Consider the following 11064-nt stretch of genomic DNA (forward strand, 5'->3'; position numbering starts at 1 on the left):
CTTTTATAGAAGTTGTTAGCTGCCTAAGTAAATAGCCTGTTCAGGTTCCCCAGTGATCAGAAAATGATCGCTGCCCTGCAGCCCTTGCATGACGAGGCTTGCGGCGCGGTGGTGGGTAAATGAAGGATGTTTCATGTGCTTCGAGCGCGGTGTTGGCTTGGCCGAATACGCGTGGATACGCCGTCCTAGACGCTTTACTTCCTGAGCGACATGGCGCGCAGGTGTGACGCGGAGCGTCACGACAGGCATTCCCATGCTGGAGCGTGAACGATGATCCCGACTATCGTGCCCATGCTCCGCGTGGGCATGCCGTTCTGGACGCTCTGCGTCCGGTGAGTGGGCGGCAGCCAATAAAAAGCCCCGCTGAAAAGCGGGGCTCTGTGGTGCGGGCGGTCAGGGCGATCAGCTGCCTTTGACGGCCTTGCCGTTGACGGTGCCATCGAGCAGTACGATGTTGTATTCCTTGCCGTCGGTTTCAACCTGTTGCAGGCGAACCAGCAGGTAGTCCCAGTCCTTGGCGAACCACAGCACGGTGGTGCGCTTGCTTTGTGTCGGGTCACGCACGCGTTCTACCTTGATCGCGTCGACCTGGCCGGTTTTGGTGGTGACCTTTTCCGAGCCCAGTACGCGGAAGTCATAAGTGTCCACTTCGTCACCATCGACGACCTGGTAGCTCATGCTCTTCTTGCCCTCGGCGATGTCATGTTGCAATGCCAGCTGATAGGTGGACTTGTCGAGAATGCCACGATTGAGCGGCAGCTTGATCGCTTCGCCGCGGTCGGTGCCGGTGACGAATTTGGTGTTCCAGTCGAAGGCCAGATCGACCTTCTTGGATTTGCCCAGGCCACTGCGCTCGAAACTGTAGGTCTGTGGCAGCAGGGTGTCCTTGTCGACCTTCAGGGTACTGACTTCAGTCAGGCTGGCGATCATCATCGAAGCCTTGAAGCTCAGGGTCCAAGTGCCATTGGCACCGGCTTCCAGGCTGCGTTCGGCAGTGCCGCTCATCGGCAGCTGCTTCCAGTCGGCGGTGTAGCTGGCGGAGAAGGGTTGAAGGTCTGCGGCCTGTACGGCAGGCAATGCGAGCAGGGCGAAAGCGAAGAGCAGAGCGCGACGCATAATATCTCCTAATGTCGAATCAGATGGCCGCTGGCCGGGAGTAACTGGTTATCCAGTAATGCGCCTTGTTCACCAAGGGTCAATCGGCCTTCGGCAAACCAGCGAATAGCCAGTGGGTAAATACAGTGCTCTTGAGCATGAACCCGTTGCGCGAGCACCACTGGCGTGTCGTCCGAATGTACCGAAATAACTGCCTGTACGACCAGCGGGCCGCCATCGAGTTCCTCAGTGACAAAATGCACGCTGCAGCCATGCTCGGCGTCGCCGGCCTCCAGCACGCGCTTGTGCGTGTGCAGACCTTTGTAACGCGGCAACAGGGAAGGGTGGATATTGAGCAGACGCCCCTGATAGTGACGAACGAAGCCCGCACTGAGTATGCGCATGAAACCGGCCAATATCACCAGCTGTGGCTGGAAAGTGTCGATCAGTTGCATCAGCGCCGCGTCGAAGGCCTCGCGACCTTCGTAGGCGGTGTGGTCCAGAACGCAGGCTTCGATGCCCGCGTCTCTGGCCCGCTGCAGCCCGAATGCGTCGGCACGGTTGGAAATCACCGCGCGAATGCGGACCGGGCTGGCCTCATCCTTGAAACTGTCGATCATCGCTTGCAGGTTGCCGCCGGTGCCGGAAAGCAGCACCACGACATCACAGATGGCCGGCATCAATGCGCCTTGAGGTTTTTCAGCTCGACCTGTGCTGCGCCGTCGGCCGCAGTGGCGATCTGGCCGATCACCCAAGGCTGCTCGCCGGCTTCACGCAGAACGTTCAGAGCAGTTTCAACGTGCTCCTGAGCGACGCAGATGACCATGCCCACGCCGCAGTTCAGTACGCGGTGCATTTCGTTCTCGTCGACGTTGCCTTGCTGCTGCAACCAGTCGAACACAGCCGGGCGCTGCCAGCTCGCCACATCGACCACCGCCTGAGCGCCTTCCGGCAGTACACGGGGGATGTTGTCGAGCAGGCCGCCACCGGTGATGTGTGCCATGGCCTTGACCGCGCCGGTTTCCTTGATCAGCTTGAGCAACGGCTTGACATAGATGCGGGTTGGCGCCATCAGCAGTTCGGTCAGCGGCTTGCCGTCGAGCTGGATGTTTTCGATGTCGGCACCGGCGACTTCGATGATCTTGCGGATCAGCGAGTAGCCGTTGGAGTGCGGACCGGACGAGGGCAATGCGAGGAGGGCGTCACCGGCGGCGACTTTCGAGCCATCGATGATTTCGGCCTTTTCCACGACGCCGACGCAGAAACCTGCCAGGTCGTAGTCTTCGCCTTCGTACATGCCAGGCATTTCAGCGGTCTCGCCGCCCACCAGCGAGCAGCCTGCCAGTTCACAGCCCGCGCCGATGCCGGTCACGACCTGGGTGGCGGTTTCGACATTGAGCTTGCCGGTGGCGTAGTAATCGAGGAAGAACAGCGGCTCGGCGCCACACACCACAAGGTCATTGACGCACATGGCGACCAGGTCGATGCCGATGCTGTCATGCTTGTTCAGGTTCAGGGCAAGGCGCAGCTTGGTGCCCACGCCGTCGGTGCCGGAAACCAGAACCGGCTGCTTGTAGCCCGCCGGGATTTCGCAGAGAGCGCCGAAACCTCCCAGGCCGCCCATGACTTCCGGACGCTTGGTACGCTTGGCGACGCTTTTGATGCGTTCGACCAATGCTTCACCGGCGTCGATGTCTACACCGGCGTCTTTATAGCTCAGGGAAGGTTGCTTGCTCATAGAAAATCCAGGCCTTTAGGGGGGATTCGGAGGTATCGACCGCTGCGTTGGGACCCGTTCAGCACCGCGCTGTGATGCGATGTTAAGGTTGGGCCTCTGCGATTGCCGGTCTGCGAAGGCGCGCGATTTTATCAGGCTTGCTCCCCAGGGGCCATCCTTGCGCCGACAACAGGGACCGTGTTGCACTAAATAAACCTGTTCTGGCCGGTACGATCAGTGCGAGTGCAGGCGTTTAAGGTGTACTTTAGGCCGAATTTGAATGACCGGTGGCTCACTGCTGTCCCAAGCTGTGTATCTCCTGAAGCTGCTTCTTTTTACTTTTTTCCGTTCGGGAACTGTCCATGCGTTTTTCCAGAATCCTTCTTGTCGGCTGTCTGTCCCTGATCAGCCTTCCCAGCCTTGCCGAAACGGTAAGCAATCTTTATCAGGTGCGTGAAGCAGTCAGTGGTCAGTCGCCAGACGAGCGCAGCCGTGCCACTCAGGCCGCCGTCGATACATTGGTACTGCGCCTGACCGGAGACGCCAAGGCCGTGCAGGGCTCTGCCATCGCTGCACTGCGCAAAGACCCACAGCAAATCATCAGCCAATACGGCTATGAAGCCGGGCCGCCGGAAACCCTGCTGGTGGATTTCGATCCGGCAACCACCGAGCGCGCCTTGCGTGACGCCGGGCTGTCGATCTGGGGCAGCAACCGCCCGTCGATTCTCGGCTGGTGGCTGAATGACTCGGTCGAGGGCGCCAATCTGGTCGGCGACGGCCAGGCTGCTGCCGAGCCATTGCGCCGAGCTGCGCAACACCGTGGTCTGCCCTTGCGTCTGCCGCTGGCTGACCTGAGCGAGCAAGGTATCGGCGACGCCAAAACCCTTGAAGCGACTGACCCGGCACCGCTCAAGGAAGCGTCCGAACGCTATGGCGCCGATGCGATTCTTGCGGTGCATGCCAAGGAAGAGGGCGGGCAGTGGCAGGGCAAGTGGCGCTTGTGGCTGGGTGATCAGCGCGAACAGGGCACGGCCTCCGGCGCAACCTCCGAAGCTTTGGCCGATGCGGTGCTGTTGTCCGTGAGCGAGCGTCTGGCCCCGCGTTTCGTCGCCAAGCCCGGCGCGTCTACCGGCATGCTGATGCAGGTTCAGGGCATGACCCTGGAGCGTTATGCACAACTGCTTCAGTTACTCGAACCCTTCGGCGTGCGTCTGAGTTCTGTAGAGGGTGATCGGGTGGTGTTTGAAGTCAGTGGCAGCGCCGATCAGCTACGCTCGCAGATGTCACTGGCCAAGCTGCAGGAAGTGCCGGCCAGTGAGGTCGCTGCTGCGCCTGCGGACGCTACGACACCTGCCGCTCCTGCTGCTCCTGCCGCACCAGCTGCTGGCGCAGCTTCAGTATCGGCTCCTGCACAGGCGCCGATGATTGTTCCGGCCTCGGCGCCACAACTGTACTTCCGCTGGTAACCCGGCAAGAACGCTTTTCCATTGGCTTGAGGGATGTTGATGACTGATACGCGGCGTTGGTTCTGGATCGGCGGGCTGGCTTTGCTGGTCGCATTCGTGGTGCTGCTGCACACGATCCTCACTCCTTTTCTGGTGGCGTTGCTGCTGGCCTACATGGGCGATCCGCTGGTAGACCGTCTGGAGCGCGCGGGGCTGTCCAGAACCTTGAGCGTGGTGGTCGTATTCGGCCTCTTCACTCTGGTGCTGATGACCTTGCTGCTGGTGCTTGTGCCGATGCTGGCCAAGCAGCTGTTTCGTCTGTACGAACTGGCACCGCAGATTCTCGACTGGTTGCAGCACTCGGCCATGCCGTGGGTACAGGCCAAATTCGGGCTTGCAGACGGTTTCTGGAAATTCGACAAGATCAAGGCTGCCATCTCCGAGCACATGGGGCAGGCAGGGGACATCGTCTCCATTGTCCTGTCTCAGGCCACCGCGTCCAGCCTCGCCCTGATCGGCTGGCTGACCAATCTGGTGCTGATCCCGGTGGTCTGCTTTTATCTGCTGCGTGACTGGGACATCATGACCGGCAAGATCCGCGGTCTGCTGCCGCGTCAGCGTGAAGGTCAGATCGTCAAGCTCGCGGGCGAGTGCCATGAAGTGCTGGGTGCCTTCATTCGCGGCCAGTTGCTGGTCATGGTCGGGTTGGGGGTTATCTATGCGGCCGGGCTGATGCTGGTTGGCCTGGAGCTGGGGCTGTTGATCGGTGTCATTGCAGGTCTGGCAGCCATCGTGCCTTACATGGGCTTTGTGATCGGTATCGGCGCGGCGCTGATTGCCGGGTTGTTCCAGTTCGGCGGCGACCTGTACCCGATGATGGGCATCGTCGCGGTGTTCATGATAGGTCAGGCCCTTGAGGGCATGGTCCTGACGCCGTTGTTGGTGGGGGATCGTATCGGCCTGCACCCGGTCGCGGTGATTTTCGCGATTCTGGCTGGTGGTGAACTGTTCGGCTTCACCGGCATTCTGCTGGCCTTGCCGGTTGCGGCAGTGATCATGGTGCTGGTGCGCCATATGCACGACGTTTATAAAGACTCGGAAATCTACGCAGGCGCGGAAGACCCGGAGCTTTGACCCTGAAGCCGGCCTCTTCGCCCTGTTGCGAAGAGGCCGGCCAAAATGGCGCATGCTGTGCGCCAAACTCCCTTGCTGGCCCCCCGCTTTACTCACCCTGACGCAAACCTTTGATTTTGCTTGGGGTCTGTCGCATTGTGCGACCCGCCTCACGGGTATAAACTTCGAACACTTTACACAGAGGCCCTTGACGGTTTGCATGAGCCGTTAGTCAGCATGAAACCGATTCAGCTGCCCCTGAGTGTGCGTCTGCGTGATGACGCCACTTTCGTCAATTACTATCCAGGCGCCAATGCCGCTGCACTCGGCTATGTCGAGCGGCTGTGCGAAGCCGATGCCGGCTGGACGGAAAGCCTCATCTATCTATGGGGCAAGGACGGGGTAGGGCGCACGCACCTGCTGCAGGCTGCGTGCCTGCGTTTCGAGCAGATGGGCGAGCCTGCGGTGTACCTGCCGATGGCCGAAGTCATAGATGAAGGCATCGAACTGTTCGACCACCTGGAGCAGTACGAGCTGGTCTGTCTCGATGATCTGCAAGCGGTGGTCGGCAAGCCGGACTGGGAAGAAGCCCTGTTCCACCTGTTCAATCGGCTGCGCGACAGTGGTCGACGGCTGTTGATTGCAGCGTCCAAATCGCCCCGCGAGTTACCGGTTAAACTCCCTGATCTGAAGTCCCGCCTGACCATGGCGCTGGTGTTCCAGATGCGCGGGCTGTCCGACGAAGACAAACTGCGTGCGCTGCAACTACGCGCCTCACGACGTGGCTTGCACCTGACCGACGATGTCGGCCACTTCATTCTGACCCGCGGCACACGCAGCATGAGCGCGCTGTTTGAATTGCTCGAGCGTCTTGATCAGGCTTCGCTTCAGGAAAAACGCAAGCTGACCATTCCCTTCCTTAAAGAGACGCTTGGGTGGTAGATCAGACGCTGGTGATGCAGACCGCCGCAGCGTTGCGCCATGCAAAACGGATTCTGGTGATTACCGGGGCTGGTCTGTCGGCAGATTCGGGGCTGCCGACTTATCGTGGCGTAGGCGGGCTGTACAACGGCAAGACGGATGACGGGCTACCGATCGAAGTCGCCCTGTCGGGGCCGATGCTGCGTCGCGATCCCGAGTTGTGCTGGAAATACATCGCCGAGCTGGGCAAAGCCTGCCTCGGTGGCGAGCCTAACGTTGCCCACTATGCCATCGCCCAGTTGCAGCGCATCAAGCCTGAATGCTGGGTGCTGACCCAGAACGTCGATGGCTATCATCGCGCAGCAGGCAGCCCGCCCGAGCGGCTGATCGAAATTCACGGCCAGCTTTCACCACTGTTCTGTCAGTCATGTGGCGCGCAGGATTCGCAACTGAGCGAGTACTTGCTGCGTCCTTTGCCACCTCTATGCAGCATCTGTAGTGGCATTCTGCGACCGCCCGTCGTTCTTTTTCAGGAAATGCTCCCGGAAAGAGCACTGGAAACACTGCATGAACAGCTGGCTATAGGCTATGACGCAGTGCTGAGTATCGGCACCACGGCCAGCTTCCCCTACATCCATGAACCGGTCATTCGCACCCGTGTTTCCGGGGGATTTACCGCAGAAATCAATCCGCAGCCCACGGATCACAGCGCTCATATGGACGTCTTTCTGCAGTGCCGGGCGGCACATGTCATGGCGGAACTCATAAGTCACATCTAGTTCGATTGAATTTGCAAATCGCTTTCATTGCGGGCATAGTCTCGGCTTCTTAACAGTCAGCCACGGTTGTGCCCATGCAAGTTGTTCGCTTCGCACCCCTCGTGCCCCTCGCACTTGTCACTTTTTTGTTCGGTTGCTCGGCCAATATGCCGGTTGCACAGCAAGAACAGGTTCAGCCCGCTCCGCACTACCAGAACACGGTAACGGCACAGTCAGCAGCCCGTCGCGCTGATGCTGCTGAATTGCAGGACGAGATGGCCACAGAAGACGAACTGGCTCAGTTCGCAGACAACAAATCCTACAAACTGCCGGTTTTGGCCGACAGTATTCTTGAACGCGGCAAGTCTCTGATCGGTACGCGCTACCAGTTCGGCGGCACCTCGACCCGTTCCGGTTTCGACTGCAGTGGTTTCATCGGTTATCTGTTTCGCGAAGAGGCTGGCATGAGTCTGCCGCGCTCCACCCGCGAAATGATCAACGTCGATGCGCCGCTGGTCTCGCGCGGTAATCTCAAGCCTGGCGATCTGCTGTTCTTCAGCACTCGCGGCCGTGGCCGTGTCAGCCATGCAGCGATATACGCCGGTAATCAGCAATTCATTCATTCCAGCAGCCGCCGCAGTGGCGGGGTGCGCATCGACAGCCTTGACGACGCCTACTGGAGCAAGACCTTCATCGAGGCCAAACGACCTCTGGCGATGGCCCCCGGCGCAGTGGCGGTAAAATCTTCTCCGGTTGCAACGCAGACAACAGCGATGACATCGACTACAGTCAAGACCGCGCCAAAGCGGCGTAACGTGAACAAATAAAATCCGCTTACAAGACCTTCGGGTCTTTCTGCGTTTTTGAGCTACTCGGCAGCGTAAGCCGCATCCGGATCAGGTTGTTGTGTGTATGTCGATTGCTTTGCGCCTGATGGTCATTTCCGTTGCTGCGATGCTGGGCGCCTGTGCCAGCACGCCGCCTCCGCCCAAAGCGCCCCGGATCGTTCAGCGTCCGGTGGTGACGGCTCCCCCCCAGATCCTCTCTCCTGCTGCCGAAGACGTGCTGTTTCGTGCCTTGGGGCTCGTCGGCACGCCTTATCGTTGGGGCGGCAACACGCCTGATTCCGGTTTTGATTGCAGCGGCCTTATAGGCTATGTCTATCGTGATGCGGCAGGTATTTCTCTACCACGCTCCACGCGCGAGATGATCGTGATGGGCGCACCGAATATTCGTCGCGAACAGCTGCAGTCGGGCGATTTGGTGTTCTTCGCCACATCGGGTGGCTCGCAGGTGTCCCACGCCGGCATCTACGTTGGCGAAGGTCGATTCGTGCATGCACCGGCCACTGGTGGCACGGTCAAGCTCGACAGCCTGGACAAGCCTTACTGGCAGCGCGCTTACCTCAACGCCAAGCGCGTTATTCAGCCCGCCAGCCTGGCGCAGAATCGGCCTTAGACATGAACCGCTGATCAGCGGTTCTTTTCCAACTCGAGATCGCACTCAGAGCGCCCTGCAACGCGTATCCACGCTGGAGCTTGGGTAACATAGGCTTCCCGCGAGTGCCTATCGTTCCTTACGCCCCAGCGTGGGAGTGCTGTTAGTGACGCTCTGCGTACACCCCCTGCACCCGGCGTTACTGAGCGGCCTTGGCTGAAGTCACGCGCCAGATCTTGTTGCCAACATCATCAGCCACCAGCAAGCCGCCGCGCTGGTCGTTGACCACGCCGACCGGTCGGCCCATCGCTTTTTCATCTTTGTTCAGAAAGCCGGTCAGTACATCCACCGGTGCGCCGTTGGGCTTGCCGCCGCTGAAGGGCACGAAGACCACTTTGTAGCCGCTGTGCGGTTTACGGTTCCATGAGCCATGCTGGCCAATGAACAGGCCTTCGTTGAAAGGCGCCGCCAGCGTCTTGCCGTCGGCAAATACCAGGCCCAGCGAGGCCGTGTGCGGGCCGACTGCATAGTCAGGCGCAATGGCCTTGGCGACCAATTCCGGGTTTTGCGGCTTGACGCGCTCGTCTACATGCTGGCCGTAGTAGCTGTAAGGCCAGCCATAGAAAGCGCCATCCTGCACTGACGTCACGTAGTCAGGCACCAGATCGCTGCCGATCTCGTCTCGCTCATTGACGGCAGTCCACAGCTTTCCAGTCTTTGGTTCCCAGTCCATGCCGTTCGGGTTGCGCAAGCCCGACGCGAAGATCCTGTGGTTGCCGGTGGCGGCGTCCACTTCCCAGATCGCTGCGCGACCTTCTTCCTTATCCAGGCCGTTCTCGCCCACGTTGCTGTTGGAGCCGACCGTCACGTACAGCTTGCTGCCGTCCTTGCTGGCGATGACGTTCTTGGTCCAGTGGTGATTGAGCGTACCACCCGGCAAATCGACCACTTTGGTCGGCTGCGCGCTGATGGAGGTCTGACCTGTCTGGTAGGGGAAGCTGATCAGGCGGTCGGTGTCGGCTACATAGAGTTTGTTGCCCACCAGGGTCATGCCGAACGGGGAGTTGAGGTCCTTCAGGAATACCGTGCGGGTTTCAGCAACGCCGTCCTTGTCCATGTCGCGCAACAGGGTAATGCGATTGGCGCTCGGCACGCCCGCACCTGCACGGCCCATTACTTTTTCCATGACCCAGCCACGAATCCCCTTGGAATCATCCGGCTTGGCGGGCGAATTGGTTTCCGCCACCAGCACGTCACCGTTGGGCAGCACATACAGCCAGCGCGGGTGATCCAGATGTTCAGCAAAGGCCGCCACCTGAGTGCCTGGCGCAGCAACCGGCTTGGCGCCGTTTTCCCAGCCGATCGCAGGGGCGATGTTGACGGTCGGTATCAGCGTCTTATTCGGCTCCGGCAGCTTCGGCGACGGGCCTGTGCCGTCTGACACCTGCAGGGTCGACGACTCGCCGCAAGCAGCGAGGCCGCCAGCGACCAGAAGCAGTACGGCGTAGTGGGGTCTGAGTTTGAACATGGGAAATCTCCATAAAAGACGTTGTCCTGTCACTGGTAGAGGCGCATTGAGCCGTACAGGTTCAATCAGGTACCGGAACAGCCTCCAATGGCAGCAGTGCAGATTGACGCTCCCGGCCCAACACTCTACCCTTCGCGGCTTGTTTCAGGTGCTTTGCAGTCAGCGACTGGCAGAGTGAAACAGGGAAGCCGGTGTGGATCTCCTGATCCGATCCCGGCGCTGCCCCCGCAACGGTAAATGAGTCAAGGCTGTGCCTGACGCCACTGTGTTTTTACATGGGAAGGCGCGCAGCCGGGGTGACCCGCTCATGAGCCCGGAGACCGGCCTGAATCACTCAATGGCATCACGGAGGGTGATGTTCTGTGCAGGGCGTTGCCGTGCTGTCCAGTGCTGTCCTTCCGTCTGCTTTCGCCTGCCCCGAGCGGAGAGCCGAGATGAACGAATCCCCCGAACGCGACGAACGCCACCTGGCGCGCATGCAGCGCAAGAAAGCCGTGATGGACGAGCGCATTGCCAGCTCCCCCAACGAGTGCGGGCTGCTGCTGGTATTGACCGGCAATGGCAAAGGCAAGAGCAGTTCTGCCTTCGGCATGCTCGCTCGGGCCATGGGGCACGACATGCAGTGCGGTGTGGTGCAGTTCATCAAGGGCCGCAACAGCACCGGCGAAGAAATGTTCTTCCGGCGCTTCCCCGAGCAGGTGCGTTATCACGTGATGGGCGAAGGGTTCACCTGGGAAACCCAGGACCGCCAGCGCGACATCGCTGCCGCTGAGGCCGCGTGGGCCGTCTCGCAGGAAATGCTCCGCGACCCGGGCATCGGCCTGGTGGTGCTCGACGAACTGAACATCGCCCTGAAGCATGGCTATCTTGACCTTGAGCAGGTGCTTACCGACCTGCAGGCGCGTCCTCCTATGCAGCATGTGCTGGTCACCGGCCGTGGCGCCAAACCCGAGTTGATCGACCTGGCCGATACGGTCTCCGAGATCAGCGTGGTCAAGCATGCGTTTCAGTCCGGTATTCGTGCGCAAAAAGGCATCGAGCTGTGAGCCA

At 60.1% G+C, this 11064-nt stretch carries 11 protein-coding genes and 1 riboswitch; of the genes, 7 read left to right on the forward strand and 4 right to left on the reverse strand.

Going from position 1 to position 11064, the window contains the following annotated elements; translation table 11 throughout:
• Positions 1-402: 402 nt before the first annotated feature.
• From POR16_RS06820 to purM, 3 genes are read right to left on the reverse strand one after another with little or no spacing between them, the layout of a single operon-like run.
• A complete protein-coding gene (locus tag POR16_RS06820) occupies positions 403-1116 on the reverse strand; it encodes a DUF3108 domain-containing protein (RefSeq protein WP_005889674.1) in 714 nt (237 codons plus the stop codon).
• 8 nt (positions 1117-1124) lie between these two features.
• Complete coding sequence (gene purN, locus POR16_RS06825; protein ID WP_005889676.1) at positions 1125-1775, reverse strand: phosphoribosylglycinamide formyltransferase; 651 nt, start codon at positions 1773-1775, stop codon at positions 1125-1127.
• On the reverse strand, positions 1775-2833 hold the full coding sequence (purM, locus tag POR16_RS06830) for a phosphoribosylformylglycinamidine cyclo-ligase (RefSeq protein ID WP_005889678.1): 1059 nt from the start codon (positions 2831-2833) through the stop codon (positions 1775-1777). The genes purN and purM overlap by 1 nt, the downstream gene beginning before the upstream one ends.
• Before the next feature lie 341 nt (positions 2834-3174).
• On the opposite strand from purM, the gene POR16_RS06835 reads away from it, so the two are divergent.
• The 6 genes from POR16_RS06835 (at position 3175) to POR16_RS06860 (ending at position 8507) form a co-directional block, all read left to right on the forward strand.
• Complete coding sequence (locus tag POR16_RS06835) at positions 3175-4278, forward strand: DUF2066 domain-containing protein (RefSeq protein WP_005889680.1); 1104 nt, start codon at positions 3175-3177, stop codon at positions 4276-4278.
• Between the two features lie 39 nt (positions 4279-4317).
• A complete protein-coding gene (locus POR16_RS06840) occupies positions 4318-5391 on the forward strand; it encodes an AI-2E family transporter (protein WP_024646798.1) in 1074 nt (357 codons plus the stop codon).
• Positions 5392-5607: 216 nt separating this feature from the next.
• Positions 5608-6312: a DnaA regulatory inactivator Hda gene (gene hda / locus POR16_RS06845; protein ID WP_005889683.1), complete on the forward strand. Its 705-nt coding sequence runs from the start codon at positions 5608-5610 to the stop codon at positions 6310-6312.
• A complete protein-coding gene (locus tag POR16_RS06850) occupies positions 6306-7070 on the forward strand; it encodes an NAD-dependent deacylase (protein WP_054988983.1) in 765 nt (254 codons plus the stop codon). The genes hda and POR16_RS06850 overlap by 7 nt, the downstream gene beginning before the upstream one ends.
• A gap of 74 nt (positions 7071-7144) precedes the next feature.
• Positions 7145-7876: a C40 family peptidase gene (locus POR16_RS06855; RefSeq protein WP_024669904.1), complete on the forward strand. Its 732-nt coding sequence runs from the start codon at positions 7145-7147 to the stop codon at positions 7874-7876.
• Positions 7877-7961: 85 nt separating this feature from the next.
• Positions 7962-8507 carry a C40 family peptidase gene (locus POR16_RS06860; RefSeq protein ID WP_005889687.1) on the forward strand — a complete coding sequence of 182 codons (546 nt, stop codon included), beginning with the start codon at positions 7962-7964 and terminating at the stop codon, positions 8505-8507.
• Positions 8508-8685: 178 nt separating this feature from the next.
• On the opposite strand, the gene POR16_RS06870 is transcribed toward POR16_RS06860, so the two are convergent.
• Complete coding sequence (locus POR16_RS06870; protein WP_005889689.1) at positions 8686-10014, reverse strand: PQQ-dependent sugar dehydrogenase; 1329 nt, start codon at positions 10012-10014, stop codon at positions 8686-8688.
• Between the two features lie 129 nt (positions 10015-10143).
• Positions 10144-10357: riboswitch (cobalamin riboswitch) on the forward strand.
• Between the two features lie 91 nt (positions 10358-10448).
• Between POR16_RS06870 and cobO the strand changes: the two genes are divergently transcribed.
• Positions 10449-11060, forward strand: coding sequence for a cob(I)yrinic acid a,c-diamide adenosyltransferase (gene cobO, locus POR16_RS06875; RefSeq protein ID WP_005889691.1), 612 nt, complete (start codon positions 10449-10451; stop codon positions 11058-11060).
• Positions 11061-11064: the final 4 nt, after the last annotated feature.

This window comes from Pseudomonas coronafaciens pv. oryzae str. 1_6, from assembly GCF_000156995.2.
Taxonomy (GTDB): Bacteria; Pseudomonadota; Gammaproteobacteria; order Pseudomonadales; family Pseudomonadaceae; genus Aquipseudomonas; species Aquipseudomonas tremae.